The organism is Alicycliphilus denitrificans, assembly GCF_044792555.1.
GTDB classification, from domain to species: Bacteria; Pseudomonadota; Gammaproteobacteria; order Burkholderiales; family Burkholderiaceae_C; genus Alicycliphilus; species Alicycliphilus denitrificans_A.
Window position 1 is genome coordinate 3,698,940 of record NZ_CP126238.1, and the last position, 16,971, is coordinate 3,715,910.

Below are 16,971 nucleotides of genomic sequence, written 5' to 3' on the forward strand. Positions count from 1 at the left end.
AATACAACTTAAATACCCTTGACCAGTTCCGGTAAGGCCTGGAACAGATCCGCCTCCAGCCCATAGTCCGCCACCGAGAAGATCGGCGCTTCCGGGTCCTTGTTGATCGCCACGATCACCTTGGAGTCCTTCATGCCCGCCAGATGCTGGATCGCTCCCGAGATGCCCGCAGCGATGTACAGTTGCGGCGCCACGATCTTGCCCGTCTGCCCCACCTGCAGGTCGTTGGGCGCATAGCCCGCATCCACCGCCGCCCGGCTGGCACCAATGGCCGCGCCCAGCTTGTCGGCCAGCGGCGTCATGACTTCCGTAAACTTCTCGGCCGAGCCCAGCGCGCGGCCGCCCGAGACGATGATCTTGGCCGCCGTCAGCTCGGGACGGTCGCTCTTGGTCACTTCACGGCCCACGAAGCTGCTCTTGCCGCTGTCGGCCGCCGCCGCTGCGGTTTCCACAGCCGCGGAGCCACCGCTGGCCGCCGCCACGTCAAAGCCTGTGGTACGCACGGTGATGACCTTGACGGCATCGCCCGATTGCACGGTGGCAATGGCGTTGCCCGCGTAGATGGGGCGCTCGAAGGTGTCTGCACCCACCACCTTGGTGATGTCGCTGATCTGCGCCACGTCCAGCTTGGCCGCCACGCGCGGCGCGGCGTTCTTGCCCGAGGCGGTCGAGGGGAACAGGATGTGGCTGTAGTTGCCGGAGAGGGCCAAAACCTGGGCAGCCAAGTTTTCGGCCAGGCCGTCCTTCAGGCTTGCACCGTCGGCATGGATGACCTTGGAGACGCCGGCGATCCTGGCCGCGGCCTCGGCGGCCGCGCCTGCGTTCTCGCCAGCCACCAGCACGTGCACGTCACCTGCGCAGGCCGCAGCGGCCGTGACGGTGTTGAGCGTGGCGGTCTTGATTGAAGCGTTGTCGTGTTCTGCAATAACGAGTGCGGTCATTTGTCGTATTCCTTTAGATCACTTTGGCTTCGTTCTTCAGCTTGTTGACCAGGGTCGCCACATCGGGCACCTTGACGCCGACGCCGCGCTTGGGCGGCTCGGCTACCTTCAGCGTCTTCAGGCGCGGCGCCACGTCCACGCCCAGCTCTTCAGGCTTGACCGTGTCCAGCTGCTTCTTCTTGGCCTTCATGATGTTGGGCAGCGTCACGTAGCGCGGTTCGTTCAGGCGCAGGTCGGTGGTGATGACAGCGGGCGTGGACAGGCTCAGGGTCTCCAGGCCGCCGTCGACTTCACGCGTCACGCTGATCTTGTCGCCGGCGACTTCGACCTTGGAGGCGAAGGTCGCCTGGGGCAGGTCCGCCAGGGCCGCCAGCATCTGGCCGGTCTGGTTGGCATCGTCGTCGATGGCCTGCTTGCCCAGGATGATCAGGCCGGGCTGCTCCTTGTCGACCAGGGTCTTGAGCAGCTTGGCCACTGCCAGGGGCTGCAGCTCTTCATTGGTCTCGACCAGGATGCCGCGGTCGGCGCCGATGGCCATGGCTGTGCGCAGGGTTTCCTGGCACTGGGCCACGCCGCAGGAGACGGCGATGACTTCGGTGGCAACACCTTTTTCCTTCAGGCGCACGGCTTCCTCGACGGCGATTTCGTCAAAGGGGTTCATGCTCATCTTCACGTTGGCGATGTCCACACCTGTGCCGTCCGATTTGACGCGGACCTTCACGTTGTAGTCCACGACACGTTTGACGGGTACAAGGATTTTCATAAAAAAGATTTCATTAGAGAAACAAAGAAGGACTGCACATTCAGACGTAACTTGCCAGAAATGCAGTCGCAATAATCGATCACACTCGCTCAAGAACGACGGCAATGCCCTGGCCCACGCCGATGCACATGGTGCATAGCGCGTAGCGGCCACCAAAGGTATGCAACTGGTTCACGGCGGTGGTGGCCAGGCGTGCGCCCGAGGCACCCAGCGGGTGGCCCAGCGCAATCGCGCCGCCCCACTGGTTGACGCGCCGGTCGTCGTCGGCGATGCCGAGGTCGCGCAGCACGGCCAGGCCCTGGGCGGCGAAGGCCTCGTTGAGTTCGATCACGTCGATCTGGTCCAGCGTCAGGCCGGTCAGCTCCAGCACCTTGCGTACGGCGGGCGCCGGGCCGAAGCCCATGATGCGCGGCGCCACGCCGGCCGTGGCCATGCCGACCACGCGGGCGCGTGGCGTCAGGCCGTATTGCCTGGTGGCTTGCTCGTCGGCCAGCAGCAGGGCGCAGGCGCCGTCGTTCACACCGCTGGCGTTGCCGGCGGTCACCGAGCCATCGGGGCGCACCACGCCCTTGAGCTTGGCCAGCGCTTCGATGGTGGTGGCGCGGGGGTGCTCGTCCTGACTCACGACGATGGGGTCGCCCTTCTTCTGGGCGATGGACACGGGCACGATCTCTTTCGCCAGGTAGCCGGCGGCAATGGCTGCGGCGGCCTTCTGCTGCGAGGCCAGCGCCATGCGGTCCTGGGCGGCGCGCTCAATCTTGAAGTCGTCGGCCACGTTCTCGGCGGTCTCGGGCATGGAGTCCACGCCGAACTGCGCCTTCATCAGCTTGTTGACGAAGCGCCAGCCGATGGTGGTGTCGTAGACCGCGTTGCTGCGGCTGAAGGCACTTTCGGCCTTGGGCATGACGAACGGCGCGCGGCTCATGCTCTCCACGCCGCCGGCGATCATCAGGCCGGCCTCGCCGGCCTTGATGGCGCGCGCGGCCGAGCCCACGGCATCCAGGCCCGAGCCGCACAGACGGTTGATGGTGGCGCCGGGCACGTCAATGGGCAGGCCGGCCAGCAGCGACGACATGCGCGCTACGTTGCGATTGTCCTCGCCGGCCTGGTTGGCGCAGCCGTAGAGCACGTCGGTCACGGCTGTCCAGTCCACGTTGGGGTTGCGTTCCATCAGGGCCTTGATGGGCACGGCGCCGAGGTCGTCGGTGCGCACGCCGGCCAGGGCGCCACCGTAGCGGCCGAAGGGGGTGCGCACGGCGTCGCAGATGAAGGCTTGGGAAGTGTTCATGATGGTCTTTGAATCAGGTGGAAAGTAGCGGGTCGAGATTGCCCAGGGTGAAGCCGAAGCCGGCCTCGTCCGCCAGGCGCTGGAGGTCGTGTTCAAGCTGGGTGCGATCCTGCTGACGCGCCCAGAACACCGGGCCGCCCTCCCAACGGGGGAATCCATAGCCTTGCATCAGCACCACGTCGATGTCGCTGGGGCGGGATGCCACACCTTCGGCAAACAGCAAGGCGGCCTCGTTGACCATAGCGAGCAAAGCCCTACGCTGGATCTCTTCGGGCGCAAGCGTCCTTCGAGTGATGCCGCGCTGCGCGCTCGCCTGCTCGATCACATCGCGGACGGCGGCATCGGTGGTCTTCACCTGCTTGCCGTCCACATAGGCGTAATAGCCTGCGCCCGTCTTGCGCCCCAGGCGTCCGGCCTCGCACAGCTGATCCAGAATGGACACGTAGCGCTCACGCGGATCACGCGTCGCCGCCTGTGCCTTGCGCATGCGCCAGGCAATGTCGAGGCCGGAGAGATCGGCCACGGCGAACGGCCCCATCGCAAAGCCCAGCCCCGTCAGCGCAGTGTCCACGTCCTCGGGCCAGGCGCCGTCCTCGAGCATGAACTCGCACTGGCGACGGTAGGCATTGTAGATCCGGTTGCCGATGAAGCCGAAGGCATTGCCGGTCAGCACCGGCATCTTCTTCAGGGTGGCGCCCAGCGCCATGCCGGTGGCCAGCACGTCAGGCGCGGTCTTGGCGCCGCGCACCACCTCCAGCAGTTTCATCACGTTGGCCGGGCTAAAAAAGTGCAGTCCCAGCACGTCCTGCGGACGCGCCGTCGCTTCGGCGATTGGATCGATGTCCAAGTAGGAGGTATTCGTCGCCAATACCGCACCCGCCCGGGCATGGGCATCGATCTTGCGGAACACCTCCTGCTTGACGGCCATATCCTCGAACACGGCCTCGATCACCAGATCGGCTTGCCGCAGGCCTTCCCATTCCAGGCTGGTTTGCAGGCGCGCCTCGTTGGCGGCGGCAACTTGAGCGGCCATCTTGCCCGCGGCCACGCGGTCGCGGTAGTGGTCGGCGATTCGCTGGCGGCCGCGCTCCAGCGCGGCGGCGTCCTGCTCCAGCAGCAGCACGGCCAAGCCGGCATCGAGCGCTGAGATGGCGATGCCCGAGCCCATGGTGCCGGCACCGATCACTGCGATGGAACGAACCTCCCGCGCCGGTGCCCGCAGCGCCGCCGGCAGCTTGGTGGCTTCGCGCTCGACCTTGAACTGGTAGCGCAGCGCTTGCGCCGCCGTGGTGGGCACCAGGGCCAGGAACAGTTCGCGCTCCTTCTTCATGCCTTCGTCGAACGGCAGCGCGCACGCGGCCAACGCATCGAGCAGCGCGCCATACGCGGGTTGCACCTTCTGGCGCGCGCTGAGTTTGGCACGTTGCGCGTCCACCGCGGCCTGGACTTCAGCGGCGTCCAACTGGCCATCGCGTGCGCGGGGGTAAGGCTGTCCATTGCCTGCGAGCTTCGCCACCAGTGCGGCGGCTGCGCCCACCACGTCGCCGGCGACGACGTCATCGAACAGGCCAGACTGCGCCAGCTGACGCGCGCCCTGGGGCTGACCGCCGGACATCAACGCATGCGCAGCAGCCATGCCTATGAGGCGAGGCAAGCGCTGCGTGGCGCCCGCACCGGGGATCAGGCCCAGGGTGATTTCAGGAAGTCCAACACGGGCCTTTTCATGCGCTACGCGACCATGGCAACCGAGCGCCAACTCCAGCCCTCCCCCCAGGGCGACGCCGGCAATAGCAGCCACGACGGGCTTGCTGCTGGCCTCAATCCGAGCGATGACCGTGCGCAAGATGGGCTCCTGCAGCTGGCGCGGCGTGCCAAACTCGGTGACATCCGCTCCCGCGGAGAAGGCCTTCTCGTTGCCCGTCAACACGATGCCGCGCACGGTGGCATCGGCCAGTGCGGCGTCCAGTTGTTGCACGATGGCCTCGCGTAGCGCATGGCATAGGCTATTCACGGGCGGGTTGTTCAAGGCAATGACGGCAATGCCGTTGCGAATATCGAGCATGACTTACCTCACTCGGTCTTCATCAACTGCTTGCCGATGACCATCTGCTGGATCTGCGTGGTGCCTTCGTACAAGCGCAGCAGGCGCACATCGCGGTAGAAGCGCTCGACCGGGAACTCGTTGATGTACCCCGAGCCGCCGTGGATCTGTACGCCCCGGTCGGCCACACGGCCCACCATCTCCGTGGTGAACATCTTGGTGCAGGAGGCCTGCATGCTCACCTCCGGATCACTGACCCCAAAAGGCTTGGCGTCATAACGTTGCGCCGTCTGCTGCACCAGCGCCCAGCCAGCCAACAGCTCGGCCTGGCTGTCGGCCAGCATGGCCTGAACCAGTTGGAAGTCGCCGATGCGCTGGCCAAACTGCTTGCGCTGCTGCGCATACGCCACGCTCTCGTGCAGGATGCGCTGCGCCATGCCGCAGGCCAGGGCTGAGATGTGCAAGCGGCCTCGGTCAAGCACCTTCATCGCTGTCTTGAAGCCCTTGCCCGGCACACCGCCAATGATGTTGGCAGCCGGAACACGCACGTTCTCGAGAATAACGTCGCTGGTACGCGTGCCTTTCTGTCCCATCTTCTTGTCGGGCTTGCCCAGTGTCAGGCCCGGTAGACCCGCAGGCACGATAAAAGCAGAGATACCGCCAGCGCCCGCCCCCCCTGTACGAGCCATCAGCGTGAAGGCGCCGGCGCGAGGTGCATTGGTGATGAAGCGCTTGGTGCCGCTGATCAGATAGTCATCGCCGTCGACTACCGCCTTGGTCTTAAGCGACGCGGCGTCCGAGCCTGCATCCGGCTCGGTCAGTGCGAACGAGATGATCAACTCACCGCTGGCAATGCGCGGCAGGTACTCGGCCTTCTGCTCGGGCGTGCCGTCCATCAGGATGCCCTGTGAGCCGATGCCGATGTTGGTACCGGCCACCGAGCGGAACGCCAGCGCGGTCTGGCCAAGTTCGTAGGCCACCTCGCACTCCTGGGCCATGGACAGGCCAATGCCGCCGTACTCTTCGGGAATCGAGATGCCGAACAGGCCGAGCTCCTTCATGTCGGCCACGATGTCGGCCGGCACTTCATCGTGCTCTTCCAGATGGTTCTCGGCGGGGACTAGCCGCTCGCGCACGAAGCGTTGAACGCTGTCTTTGAGCAGTTGAAACGTTTCTTGATCAAGTGCCATGGAGTTATCCTTTCAACCAGCCTGTGCTGAGCTCACTCTTTGCGTGCGCCGGAGATCCGGACCAGCTTTTCGATCACCGGTCCAGTGGCCTCATAGTTCTTGCGAAAATCCGCAGCGCTACCACCGACGGGGTCAAGCCCCAGGGCCTTAAAGCGCTCCAGCATCAACGGAGACCGAGCAATCTCACGGGCCTGCTTTTCCATTTCTTCCAAAATTGGCGTGGGAGTATGGGCCGGTGCCGCCAGGACGAACCAAGCCATGGTTCGCAGTTCTGGCTCGGAAAATCCTTGCTCCTTCATTGTGGGTACATCAGGCAGCGCGGCGAGGCGCTCGTCCGCAAGCGCGGCGATGGGTCGCACCTTGCCGCTTTGAATAAATGGGAGCATCGGCGCAAGGGTTCCCATTCCCCACGGAACGACACCCGCCGCGAGGTCTTGCGCAAAAGGCGCTTCGCTCTTGTACGGCACATGAACCATACCCAGCTCTCGACTTTCGTTGAGATATGCCGCAGCAAGGTGCCCGGCCGATCCGGTGCCGATGGAACCATAACTAAGCTTGCCCTTGCCCTGTTGTGCCCAGGCGACGAACTCTTTCATGTTCTTGACGGGGACATCCTTATTGACGACCAAGATCAGGTTGTTCGCGGCGATCTCGGACAACACGGCAAGATCGTGGGTGACGTCGTAGGGCACCTTGGCGTACATGTGGCGCGCGTAGTAGATGGGCGCGGAGTAGGAGAACAGCAGCGTATAGCCGTCGGGCGCCGCGCGTGCCACTGCCTGCGTGCCGATCATGCCCGACGCGCCCGTCTTGTTGTCTACGATGACGGTTTGCTTCAGGCGCTTGCCAAGTTCTTGCCCCATCGCTCGTGCGAGGATGTCGGTGCCGCCGCCTGGGCCCGCCGGCACGACGAGGGTGATAGGCTTGCTGGGATAGTCTGCACTCCATGCCAAACCGCAGCAAGCAAGGATGAACATCGAAACGAGAGATTTGATTTTCATGGCTGTTCCTGGGTGTCACCGCGCGCACCTGTCCTGGCGCCACGCGGCCGACGAATCATTTGAAAGAGTTTGAGGCGTCGAAGGCGCGCTTACTTGCCCTTGGCGACACCGTAGTACTCGAGGACCGCCGGGTCACGGCTGACACCGGCCTCGAATACTTCAAGCAGCACGTCATCCGGGGCCTTGACCATGAAATAGCCCCCGCCGAAGTGTTCACGAACAGGATTGGGCAAATCCACCCCGCCAGCCTTCATGCGGTCATAGAGATCACGCAGGCCGACCACCTGCATTCCGATGTGGTGCACCGCATTGCGACCCAAGTCTCGCGGCGGTTGTTCGTATAGATGCATCGCACCAATTCCGATCTTCATGAATACGTTGCGTGCACCACCGTAGTCACCATCCCAAGCCACCCGCGCATCAAACCACTTGGTATAGAACTCAATCGTCGCATTGATGTCGGACGCGAACAGATGAATATGCTGGAGGTGATAGCGGTCGTCGAGCCCGTATGGATGGCTTGGGCTCGGCTCTCGTTGTGCAGGTTGATGAGTCATGTCGTCTCCTTGGTTAACGTGGATGGGTGGTGGCCTGACTTACTTGTTCCAGCGCTTTTGGTCGCGCACGTCATACAGGCCTGGCATGTCTGGTTGGAAGCCCTGGGGGAAAATGCGGTGCTTCTGGACTTTCTGCGTGCCGGTGATGGGCAGTTCGTTCACGAAGTAGACCCAGCCTGGCGGCTTGTAGTAAGCCAGTCTTTCGGCGGCGAATCGATGCAGCGAAAGCGCTAGGTCACGATCGCGCGGCACATCTCCCGCGGGGATGACACATGCCAGCACTTCCTCGTCACGCAATGCGTCGGGAACGGCGGTCACGGCCACCTGCTTGACCAGCGGGCAGGCTGCCAATACGGCCTCAACCTCGGCACTGGAGATGTTTTCTCCGCTGCGGCGCACGATGTTCTTCTTGCGATCGACGAAGGTAAACAGCCCGTCATGCGAGCGGGTGCATAGGTCGCCACTGTGGAACCAGCCATCCTCCCAGGCCTTCTCCGTCGCCTGCGGATCACCCAAGTAGCCGCTAAAAAATCCATAGCGCGGGTTCTCCGCGCTGTGACGGACCACGAGTTCCCCCGTCTCGCCATCAGGCACTTCCTGGCCATGGTCGTCGACCACGCGAGCCTGCAGACCTTGCAACGGACGCCCGCAGGCGCGGGTGTGGATCTGCCGGGGCTCCCGGTCAACACACATGAAACGGCCGGTTTCGGTCATGCCCCAGACTTCGATCAGAGGGATGCCGAAGCGCTGCTCGAAGCGTTCATGCAGTGTGGGGTCCACGCCCGCACCAAAGGCCACTTTCACGCCAGAGTGCTGGTCTCGCTCAGTCTCCGGCTGGCCGAGCAAGGCAGGCACCATGATCCCGAGATACTTGAAGCGGGTGACGCGCGCATCCGCGATGTCATTCCACCAGTTCGTTGCGCTGAAGCGCCCCGACATGACATAGCACGACCCCGTGACGATGGCCGACCCCAGCGTGTTGACCATGGCGTTCATGTGATACAGCGGCAAAGGATTCATCTGGCGCTCTGCGCCCACCTCGAATGCCAGATGAGGAGGCAGACGCAGGTTGTAGAGCGCTGCTTCCTGGGTATAGACATTCGTCAGCACACATCCCTTGGGCCGCCCCGTGGTGCCCGAGGTATAGAGAATCGCTGCTGGACGATCCACGGGCCGCGTGACGGGTTCGTGAGCATGCCTTGGCCTCCAGAGCGACTCCAGCCCTTCGGGTCCATTAATGCTCAGCGCCAGTTCGCGGCCAGTGGCACTGACGCACTGTGCGAGCAACGGCTGCAGCGACGGAAGGCACACCACAGCCGAGCAATCGGAGTGTCCGAGTTGATAGGCTAGTTCGTCGACCGCCAGATCAGTGTTTAATGGAACGATGCAGACCCCGAGGCCGTTGAGCGCCAGATAGTGGTACACGAACTCGGGCCGCGACTCGAAGGCCAGGGCCACGCGATCACCCTCCGTGATGCCTTGAGCGGCATACTGGGACTTCAGCGTTTGCACGCGTGTGAAGGCGTCGCCGAAGCTTGTTTCCCGTTCAGTCTCCCAGCTATCTGCCAGACGCCTGGGAACTGCCAGGAAGGGATTTTTTTTAAAAGTCTGTGCTTGCAGGCAAAAGAGGTCGTACAGACTATTCTGAAGCTCCATGTGTCGTCTCCGTTTCAAGGCATTCGGCCTTCGCAGCGCCGCGGATGGACATCCGCTCCACGATTGCGGCGCAAACCAAGGAATGGGGTAGCTGTTGAAGAGACTGTAGAAGCGGGGTCGCGACTTTTTTTCCCAAAGCGATTCCCGCATGGAATAGGCGTGAAAGCTTCAATACGCAGCGCCCGCGGAAGAGGTACGCCTCGGCTGGCACTGGGGCGGGTCAGGCCGGCAAGTTGCTGCGCGCTTGCGCCTCAAGCCGGTGGCGGATATCCATCACCACGCCAACCGAGGGCGCTCGGCGCCGATAATAGATCACCACGTTTCCGAGCAAAGCTGGTAAATCGACGTCCAGGGCCCCTAGTCCTTCCTTGGACAGTGGGTGCAGAGCCTGCTCCGCCAATACGCCGATCAAGTTCCCTTGCAGAATGAATGGCGTCAGCAGCGTGGCCGATGCGTCGGACTCAATGCGTACGTTGAGCGGACCCAGTTCCGCATCGGAAAACATGCGTTCGATCTCTGCTCTGAGCGTGACACCTGACGGCGGCAACAACCAGCCCATTTGAGACAGTTGCTGCAAACTTGGCCGGCGGGCAAGTAGTGGGTGGCCTGCACGAACTACTAGCTGGTAGCGCTGGTGTCCAACCAGTGCGCAGGCGACGTTAGGCGCGACATGCTGGACCCCAAAACACAATGCCAGATCAAGCTTCCCATCCTCTACCAAGCGCACCAGCTCCGCAGAATGCTTGACAGTCAACTGGATCTGGGCGGCCTTGGATTTTGCTAGCACCTCGGACAACACGGGCGTGGCCACGCTGTGCAGCAACGCGGGCACGACGCCCAATCGCACCGATCCGCGCAGTGCGGCTGCTTCGCTCACCATGTCACGCCGGGTCGCGGCAGCGAGATCCGCCAACTCGATAGCGCGCTCATACAGAGTTCGGCCTGCAGGGGTCAGCGCGATGACTCCTGCACCTCGCTCCATGAGGGCCATGCCGAACTCGTCTTCAAGCTTGCGCACGATCTTTGTGACGGCCGATTGGCTCAAACCAGACCGCTGTGCCGCTCTTTGAAAACTACTAGTTTCATGAACGGCACGGAATATCTCCAGATCTTCAAGACGCATGGAACAAGCATTTCCTCGGTAGACATCGCTACGAACGTCAGACTTCCCTGAGTTCGAACGGCAGTCCAACCAACCTTTCCAACTCGGAGAGCTCCATGCCGTCCACCGCATCGATCAGTTTCAAACCTTGGGGCGTGCATTCAAAGGTGCCCAGGTCGGTGTACACGCGCTTGACGCAGCCAAGGCCGGTCAGAGGGTAGGTGCAGCGCTCGACTAGCTTGCTGCCCCCCTGCTTGGTCAGCAGGTCCATCATCACCCAGGTCTGCTTGGCCCCCGTGGCCAGATCCATAGCCCCGCCCACGGCAGGAATAGCGCCAAACTCTCCCGTGCTCCAGTTGGCCAGGTCCCCCGTAGTGCTGACCTGGAATGCTCCAAGCACGCAGATATCAATGTGTCCGCCGCGCATCATCGCGAAGCTGTCTGCATGGTGAAAGAACGCGCCGCCGGGCAGCAGCGTCACTGGCTGTTTGCCGGCATTGATGAGGTCGTAGTCCTCCTCGCCTGCGGCCGGTGCTGGTCCCATGCCCAAGATGCCGTTTTCACTGTGCAGAATGATCTCTCGACCATGCGGCAGATGGTTGGCCACCATGGTGGGCTGACCGATACCCAGGTTGACCACGGCACCATCGAAAATATCCTGCGCGATGCGGGCGGCCAACTGGTCTTTGGTACGACGTTGATAAGACATGCTCATGCCTCCTTCCTGAAGCCGCCGGCTTCAGTGGCCACGCGTTCGATCTTCACAATGCGGCTTACGAAAATGCCGGGCGTGACAATGCTCTCCGGGTCCAGGGCGCCCAGTTCGGCGATCTCGTGCACGGTGGCCACGGTCTTGCGGGCCGCTGTTGCCATCACCGGGCCGAAGTTGCGCGCGGCCTTGCGGTAGCTGAGGTTGCCCCAGCGGTCACCGCGCTCGGCCTTGATCAGGGCCAGGTCGCCGTGAATGGGGTACTCTAAAACATACGGCTTGCCGTTGATAACGCGGGTCTCGCGATCACCTGCGAGTTCGGTGCCGAAGCCAGTGGGGCAGAAGAAGGCGCCGATGCCCGCGCCAGCCGCGCGCAGGCGCTCGGCTAGATTGCCCTGCGGCGTCAACTCTAGTTCAACCTTGCCTGCGCGGTACAGTTCGTCGAAGACATAACTGTCGGCCGAGCGCGGGAAGCTGCAGATGATCTTGCGCACCAGCCCGGCCTTGAGCAGTGCCGCGATGCCTGCTTCGCCGTTGCCGGCGTTGTTGCTGACAATGGTCAGCTCGCGCGGGCCGAGCTCGATCAGCGCCGCGAGCAGTTCGTCGGGCATGCCAGCGGTGCCGAAGCCGCCGAGCAGCACCGTGGAACCATCATCGACATGGCCGATCGCCTCGGCCGTACTCTGCACAATCTTGTCGATCATCACTACCTCGTTCGGGCTTTATTCCGGCTGGGGCGCCGTATGACGCTCGCTGCGCAGGTGAGCGTCGTAGGTGCGGGATTCGTACGATTGCAGAATTGGCCTTCTCTTTTTCGAAAACTCGACGTAGTGTGGCGCATTGATATGGCGCTTCACGCTTTCGATGTCCTCCCACATCTCGAAGACAAACATGTCGTCCTCGTTTTCAAGGCAAGGATAGTGGGAATACGCCAGGTTGCCGGCCTCCTTGCGGGTATTGAGAACATTGTCCGAAACGAAGGAAAGCAGTTCAGCTCTCTTGCCCGGCTTCAACCTGTACTGGACGGAAATGATGATGGTCATGCTTTTTTGCCCCTGAATGGGAGTTGGTGGGCCGATCAGTTCGGTTGGATCCCGCTGTCGTCAATCACCTTCTTCCATCGCTGGAGATCGTCGGCCAGGAATTTCTGCAGCTCCGCGCTGGTGCGCGGCGCGGGAATGACCAAGTGATCCCGGGCGAAAGCCTCGCGGATGTTCTTGCTCTGGCGAAGCCCCTCGAAGGCCTTTTGCAAGGTGTTGCGCACGTCCTGGGGCACGCCCGCGGGAACGGACAGCGAATACCACATCGAAGTCTTCATGCCGGGAACCGTCGCGCCGATGGTCTCGACGCCCGGCATGTCCTTGAGGCGCTCGTCGGTCCCCACGGCCAGGGCTGTGACCTTGCCCGACGTGATGTACGGCAGGGCCGTGCCCAAAGCATTGATGCTGATGTCCACATTGCCTGCAAGTACCGCGTTCATGGCCTCGCCGGCGCCCTGGTAAGGAACGGGTGTCATGTCGAAACGCAGCTCGTTCTGAAGCTTGTTCATCGGCAGCGTCAGGGGGCCGGGAGCGGAGACGGCGGAGTAGTTCAAACCGCCTGGCTTGGTGCGGGCCAGCGCCGCCATATCGCGCAACGACTTCAGCCCCAGTTGAGGGCGTGCGACCACGACGATGGGGGTCTCCGCCAAAATCGACAAGATCTCCAGATCCTTGGCCGGGTCATACGGCAGTTTCTTGCGCAGCAGCGGATTGATGGATAGGGGGGTATTCGGCGTGAACAATATCGTGTATCCATCGGGCGCGGCCTTGGCCACGGCCTGGGTGCCGATGATGGCGCTCCCGCCGCCTTTGTTCTGCACTACCACCGATGTCTTCAGCGTGGTCGTCAATTCGTTCGCAATGCGGCGCGCCATGATGTCGGCAATGCCGCCGGCGCTATAGGGCACCACGATTTGAATGGGGCGTTCGGGATACGCGGCATGGACTGCTAAGCACATCAATGCCGACATGGCAATGGACAAACGTTTCAGCATGGAATGATTTCTCCTTTCGATTTAAGCCTATTCCGATTCAAGCGATAGCCGCCCACCCCGGGAATCTCTCAATGAAGTTTGAGCGACAAGTGACTGCGGTACTTTCAATTCAAAGCGCGATAGAACAGGCAATATTGTGTTGAGTCGCCTGCGGATATACCAATACCGATTGAAGCAGCATCCATTCGACGGACGAATCGATCGTCCAAGCCATGTCCGATGGCTCGGGCCGGCCCAACGCACACAGATGCTTTAGAGTGCACCGGTTGAAGGGCCGGCGTTTAGCGCGGCAAGGGCAGAAAAGGAGGCAATATGGGATCGGACGCAATCGAGCTACGTCACCTACGATTTTTCGTGGCACTGGCCGAGGAGCTGAACTTTGGACGGGCGGCTGCTCGGTGCCATGTGACACAACCGCCCTTCAGCGTCGCCATTCGCCAATTGGAGCGCTACCTGAGCGTTGCGCTTGTACTGCGAAGCAGCCGGCAGGTGACCCTGACGCCTGCTGGTGAAGCGTTGTACAGCCGAGCGCAGCGTCTGCTGACGCAGGCCAATGATGCCTACATGCTCGCGCTCAGCGTGTCGGAAGGTAAAAGGGGCAAGCTGCGCGTCGGCTTTCATGCCTCCATGCTCTATCAAGGGTTGCATCGCATGGTTGCAGCAATGGAGCGGGAGGAGCCGCTGGTGGAGGTTCAATTGCTGGAAATGCCCACACAGGAACAGGTTCACGCGCTTCTCTCGGGAGACATCGATGTGGGTTTCGGTCACTCGACCGTCGTGCCCGAAACACTCGCATCGGTCCCCATCCTGAACGAGCCCTTCGTCGTCTGTGTTTCACCAGGCCACTCCGTGTTATCCGAGCCTCGCTTTCGTCTGGACATGCTCAAAGAAGAGGGTTTTATCTGCTTTTGGCGTGAGGCCTCGCCGGCCTACTTCGACCGAATCGTATCCCTGTGCGTCGAGGCAGGCTTCACGCCTAAAGTGCGGCATCAGGTCCGTCAGTGGACGACCGTCGTTGCCATGGTGAGCCAGGGTATGGGCGTCGCGATCGTTCCTCGCTCGCTTATGCATTCAGGTCTGAAGGCTGCTTTCATCCCTCTGAGTAGTGGCGCGGTTTCACCCTTGCAATGCATGTGGTTGAATGGAATGGAACAACCTCTGGTCATCAGCTTGGTCAAGTACGCCAAGGCCCATCTACAGTCTGTTGCGGCCGATTGCGAAATCCAATCGACGCCTTAAACACGTGGAGGCCCGCTGAAGCGCTGAAGCAACGTGTCCATGTGTTCAATGAAGGCTCCTGCTGCAATCGACGGTTTCAAACCCCGCCGGGTTAGCAGAGACAGTTCGTGTAGGTAGGGGGTTTTCTCCTCGATGTCCAAGACCTTCAGCCCAAGATCAAAAGCGTACTGCCGCGCATAGCCGGGAATCAGTGTCACGCTCGCACCACCCTTGACCAAGCCCAGTGCAGTCGCAAGCGTTCCTGCTTGGATGGTTGATCGAAGTTCAAGCCCTTGCGCCTTAAGAATGCGATCGACTGTGCGGCGAGTGCTGTAGACGCTTCTCAGCGTGATGTGTTCCAGATCGGAAATGGCTCCCCATGTGACCCACTTCTTCCCTGCCAAAGGATGCTGGGGAGCGCAGGCCAGTGCCAGAGGTTGGGCATAGACAACGCGTGCCAACAACTGAGGATCCAATTCCGACGCCGAGACCGAGACCAGACCGAAGTCGCACTTCCCAGTTCGCACGTAGTCGATAGTTTCGTCCGTTGACAGCTCATAGAGATCCAGGTCGATGTCCGGGTGGGCCGTATGGAACTCCTGAATCACTGGCTTCAAGAGCCCGTACATCATCATGGGAGAAGCTGCGATGCCAACGGATCCTCGGTCCAGCGTTCGCAGCGCTGAAAGCCTGCGAGCGGCGATGCGCATCGTGTTGAGCACTTCCTGCGCGCACTCGTACAACTCGGCCGCACCGTCAGACGGAACGACACGTCTTGTGGTCCGCTCGAACAGGGGCAATCCCAACTCGGACTCCAGCTCGGCGCACAACTTGCTGACCGCCGATTGCGTCATATGCATGTCTTCCGCGGCGGAGGTGAAGCTGCGCCGCTCATACACGGCGCAGAACACTCGAAGCTGCCGCAAGGTCACGTTCATTCTCATGGGGATAGCACCTCGTACGCGCGCATTTTGTGTTCCTTGACTGGCTGCCGTTTCGTTCAATTATCCGTTGTGAGATGGATTCACCCTCCGAACATATTCATTCCAAATGGGACTTGGTCGATGAAATTAAGTGGTTTGTTGGTCGATTCAACGTGAGACATGATCGCCACCAATCCCCCTTCTGGGGACGAGAAAAGGAAGCCACAAGATGAGTTCGGTCCTCTCAGTTCGTCGGCCATGCTGTGCAGTGCCAGTAGTCGGCCTCGAACCACACACGCGCGAAGAGCATCGCCGCATCGTGCAGGAACAAAAGCGTATTTGGACTGCAGGAGCGCAGGCCACAAGGGTGAAACCGCAATGAGTGATCGGCAAACCTTGCCCCTAGAGGGAATCCGGATCCTCGACCTCACCTCGGTGATCATGGGGCCCGTATGCACGCAGATCCTAGCCGGCTACGGTGCGGATGTGATCAAGGTCGAGCCGCCCGAGGGGGACATCATGCGTCACGCCGGAGCGAAGCAGGAACCAGGCATGGGGGCGATGTTCCTGCACTCGAATCGAGGCAAACGCTCCATCGTGGTGGATCTCAAGGTGCAGCAAGGACAGGCGACCATTCGTGAGCTGCTGCAAGGCGCCGATGTTTTCGTTCACAACATCCGGCCTGCGGCGATTGAGCGCATCGGCTTGGATCAGGCCAGCGTCCGTGCCCTTTGCCCGAACATCATTTATGCGGAGCTCACGGGATACGGAATTACCGGCCCCTACGCGGGCCGCCCCGCGTTCGATGATGTCATCCAGGCCGAATCCGGTTTGGCGTCGCTGTTCTCCCTGCAGTCGGGCGGCGCGCCCGCCTACCTTCCTGCGTTGATCGCGGACCGGTTGACGGGTGTGACCGCCGCGCACAGGGTCTTGGCCGCGCTGGTGCATCGAGAGCGTACGGGCGAAGGCGGCTACCTCAACGTCGCCATGTTCGAGACCATGGCTGAATTCGTGCTCTCGGATCATTTCGGCAAGCGCACCTTTGATCTTACGAGCGGGGACATAGGCTACAGCCGGCTGCTCACGCCGTACCGCCGACCCTACAAGACGGCCGATGGCCATATCGCCGTGATTGTCTACAACGACAAACACTGGAAGAGCTTCTTTGACGTGATTGGCGATCCCGAGACCTTTGCGCTCGACAGCCGCTTCCAGACGGCCGCGGCGCGTGCTGACAGCTACGACCACATCTACCGTGTTGTCGAAGAGGTTTTGGCCAAGGAAACCACCGCGCATTGGCTGCAAACCCTGACGGCGGCGGAGATACCGTGCGCGCCCGTGAACTCCGTTGAGCATTTGCTCGATGACGAGCACCTGCGCAGCACCGGCTTTCTCCAGAAGCACGAGCGCGACGGTAGGGTCGAATGGGCCGCCAGCGCACTGCCTGGCATCCGGGCCGCCGTGTCGCCGCGCAAGGGTGAGCACACCCAGGACTACGTCAAGGCCAGCCGCGAGAGCGGCCTCGCTTCTACCACTTGAGATCGACC

At 61.8% G+C, this 16,971-nt stretch carries 17 protein-coding genes; 2 read left to right on the forward strand and 15 right to left on the reverse strand.

The genetic code is table 11. From position 1 onward, the window contains the following. Positions 1-8: 8 nt before the first annotated feature. The 13 genes from P7644_RS17530 to P7644_RS17590 form a co-directional block, all read right to left on the reverse strand. Positions 9-941 (reverse strand): electron transfer flavoprotein subunit alpha/FixB family protein, encoded by a 933-nt coding sequence (locus P7644_RS17530; protein WP_404300521.1) that lies wholly within the window; start codon positions 939-941, stop codon positions 9-11. 13 nt (positions 942-954) lie between these two features. Continuing rightward, a complete protein-coding gene (locus P7644_RS17535) occupies positions 955-1,704 on the reverse strand; it encodes an electron transfer flavoprotein subunit beta/FixA family protein (RefSeq protein WP_404300522.1) in 750 nt (249 codons plus the stop codon). Between the two features lie 79 nt (positions 1,705-1,783). Further along, on the reverse strand, positions 1,784-2,992 hold the full coding sequence (gene pcaF / locus P7644_RS17540) for a 3-oxoadipyl-CoA thiolase (protein WP_404300523.1): 1,209 nt from the start codon (positions 2,990-2,992) through the stop codon (positions 1,784-1,786). 13 nt (positions 2,993-3,005) lie between these two features. Next, positions 3,006-5,054 carry a 3-hydroxyacyl-CoA dehydrogenase NAD-binding domain-containing protein gene (locus tag P7644_RS17545; RefSeq protein WP_404300524.1) on the reverse strand — a complete coding sequence of 683 codons (2,049 nt, stop codon included), beginning with the start codon at positions 5,052-5,054 and terminating at the stop codon, positions 3,006-3,008. Positions 5,055-5,062: 8 nt separating this feature from the next. Next, complete coding sequence (locus P7644_RS17550) at positions 5,063-6,223, reverse strand: acyl-CoA dehydrogenase family protein (RefSeq protein WP_404300525.1); 1,161 nt, start codon at positions 6,221-6,223, stop codon at positions 5,063-5,065. Positions 6,224-6,255: 32 nt separating this feature from the next. Continuing rightward, positions 6,256-7,224, reverse strand: a complete 969-nt coding sequence (locus P7644_RS17555; RefSeq protein WP_404300526.1) for a Bug family tripartite tricarboxylate transporter substrate binding protein — start codon at positions 7,222-7,224, stop codon at positions 6,256-6,258. Between the two features lie 89 nt (positions 7,225-7,313). Next, on the reverse strand, positions 7,314-7,781 hold the full coding sequence (locus P7644_RS17560; protein ID WP_404300527.1) for a VOC family protein: 468 nt from the start codon (positions 7,779-7,781) through the stop codon (positions 7,314-7,316). A 39-nt stretch (positions 7,782-7,820) separates the two neighbouring features. Then, the gene (locus tag P7644_RS17565; RefSeq protein WP_404300528.1) at positions 7,821-9,437 is read right to left on the reverse strand and encodes an AMP-binding protein; all 1,617 of its coding nucleotides are present in this window, start codon (positions 9,435-9,437) and stop codon (positions 7,821-7,823) included. A gap of 220 nt (positions 9,438-9,657) precedes the next feature. Then, complete coding sequence (locus P7644_RS17570) at positions 9,658-10,560, reverse strand: LysR substrate-binding domain-containing protein (protein WP_404300529.1); 903 nt, start codon at positions 10,558-10,560, stop codon at positions 9,658-9,660. Positions 10,561-10,597: 37 nt separating this feature from the next. Then, on the reverse strand, positions 10,598-11,254 hold the full coding sequence (locus P7644_RS17575; protein ID WP_404300530.1) for a 3-oxoacid CoA-transferase subunit B: 657 nt from the start codon (positions 11,252-11,254) through the stop codon (positions 10,598-10,600). After that, positions 11,251-11,952, reverse strand: coding sequence for a 3-oxoacid CoA-transferase subunit A (locus P7644_RS17580; protein WP_404300531.1), 702 nt, complete (start codon positions 11,950-11,952; stop codon positions 11,251-11,253). Before P7644_RS17580 ends, P7644_RS17575 begins: the two co-directional genes overlap by 4 nt. A gap of 18 nt (positions 11,953-11,970) precedes the next feature. Then, a complete protein-coding gene (locus P7644_RS17585; protein ID WP_404300532.1) occupies positions 11,971-12,291 on the reverse strand; it encodes a putative quinol monooxygenase in 321 nt (106 codons plus the stop codon). A gap of 35 nt (positions 12,292-12,326) precedes the next feature. Next, positions 12,327-13,283: a Bug family tripartite tricarboxylate transporter substrate binding protein gene (locus P7644_RS17590; RefSeq protein WP_404300533.1), complete on the reverse strand. Its 957-nt coding sequence runs from the start codon at positions 13,281-13,283 to the stop codon at positions 12,327-12,329. Between the two features lie 312 nt (positions 13,284-13,595). Between P7644_RS17590 and P7644_RS17595 the strand changes: the two genes are divergently transcribed. Continuing rightward, positions 13,596-14,522 carry a LysR family transcriptional regulator gene (locus tag P7644_RS17595; protein WP_404300534.1) on the forward strand — a complete coding sequence of 309 codons (927 nt, stop codon included), beginning with the start codon at positions 13,596-13,598 and terminating at the stop codon, positions 14,520-14,522. Here the strand turns inward: P7644_RS17595 and P7644_RS17600 are convergent. Further along, positions 14,519-15,439, reverse strand: a complete 921-nt coding sequence (locus P7644_RS17600) for a LysR family transcriptional regulator (RefSeq protein WP_404303245.1) — start codon at positions 15,437-15,439, stop codon at positions 14,519-14,521. The two genes, P7644_RS17595 and P7644_RS17600, sit on opposite strands and share 4 nt — an antisense overlap. Before the next feature lie 86 nt (positions 15,440-15,525). Continuing rightward, complete coding sequence (locus P7644_RS17605; protein WP_404300535.1) at positions 15,526-15,684, reverse strand: hypothetical protein; 159 nt, start codon at positions 15,682-15,684, stop codon at positions 15,526-15,528. Between the two features lie 118 nt (positions 15,685-15,802). On the opposite strand from P7644_RS17605, the gene P7644_RS17610 reads away from it, so the two are divergent. Further along, the gene (locus tag P7644_RS17610) at positions 15,803-16,963 is read left to right on the forward strand and encodes a CaiB/BaiF CoA transferase family protein (RefSeq protein ID WP_404300536.1); all 1,161 of its coding nucleotides are present in this window, start codon (positions 15,803-15,805) and stop codon (positions 16,961-16,963) included. Positions 16,964-16,971: the final 8 nt, after the last annotated feature.

Coding starts and splice junctions, on each gene's coding strand:
- P7644_RS17565 (WP_404300528.1), bottom strand. CDS start 9,437: ATGGAGCTTCAGAATAGTCTGTACGACCTCTTTTGCCTGCAAGCACAG.
- P7644_RS17575 (WP_404300530.1), bottom strand. CDS start 11,254: ATGAGCATGTCTTATCAACGTCGTACCAAAGACCAGTTGGCCGCCCGC.
- P7644_RS17530 (WP_404300521.1), bottom strand. CDS start 941: ATGACCGCACTCGTTATTGCAGAACACGACAACGCTTCAATCAAGACC.
- P7644_RS17580 (WP_404300531.1), bottom strand. CDS start 11,952: ATGATCGACAAGATTGTGCAGAGTACGGCCGAGGCGATCGGCCATGTC.
- P7644_RS17555 (WP_404300526.1), bottom strand. CDS start 7,224: ATGAAAATCAAATCTCTCGTTTCGATGTTCATCCTTGCTTGCTGCGGT.
- P7644_RS17595 (WP_404300534.1), top strand. CDS start 13,596: ATGGGATCGGACGCAATCGAGCTACGTCACCTACGATTTTTCGTGGCA.
- P7644_RS17550 (WP_404300525.1), bottom strand. CDS start 6,223: ATGGCACTTGATCAAGAAACGTTTCAACTGCTCAAAGACAGCGTTCAA.
- P7644_RS17610 (WP_404300536.1), top strand. CDS start 15,803: ATGAGTGATCGGCAAACCTTGCCCCTAGAGGGAATCCGGATCCTCGAC.
- P7644_RS17570 (WP_404300529.1), bottom strand. CDS start 10,560: ATGCGTCTTGAAGATCTGGAGATATTCCGTGCCGTTCATGAAACTAGT.
- P7644_RS17585 (WP_404300532.1), bottom strand. CDS start 12,291: ATGACCATCATCATTTCCGTCCAGTACAGGTTGAAGCCGGGCAAGAGA.
- P7644_RS17605 (WP_404300535.1), bottom strand. CDS start 15,684: ATGGCCGACGAACTGAGAGGACCGAACTCATCTTGTGGCTTCCTTTTC.
- P7644_RS17545 (WP_404300524.1), bottom strand. CDS start 5,054: ATGCTCGATATTCGCAACGGCATTGCCGTCATTGCCTTGAACAACCCG.
- P7644_RS17560 (WP_404300527.1), bottom strand. CDS start 7,781: ATGACTCATCAACCTGCACAACGAGAGCCGAGCCCAAGCCATCCATAC.
- P7644_RS17535 (WP_404300522.1), bottom strand. CDS start 1,704: ATGAAAATCCTTGTACCCGTCAAACGTGTCGTGGACTACAACGTGAAG.
- pcaF (WP_404300523.1), bottom strand. CDS start 2,992: ATGAACACTTCCCAAGCCTTCATCTGCGACGCCGTGCGCACCCCCTTC.
- P7644_RS17600 (WP_404303245.1), bottom strand. CDS start 15,439: ATGAACGTGACCTTGCGGCAGCTTCGAGTGTTCTGCGCCGTGTATGAG.
- P7644_RS17590 (WP_404300533.1), bottom strand. CDS start 13,283: ATGCTGAAACGTTTGTCCATTGCCATGTCGGCATTGATGTGCTTAGCA.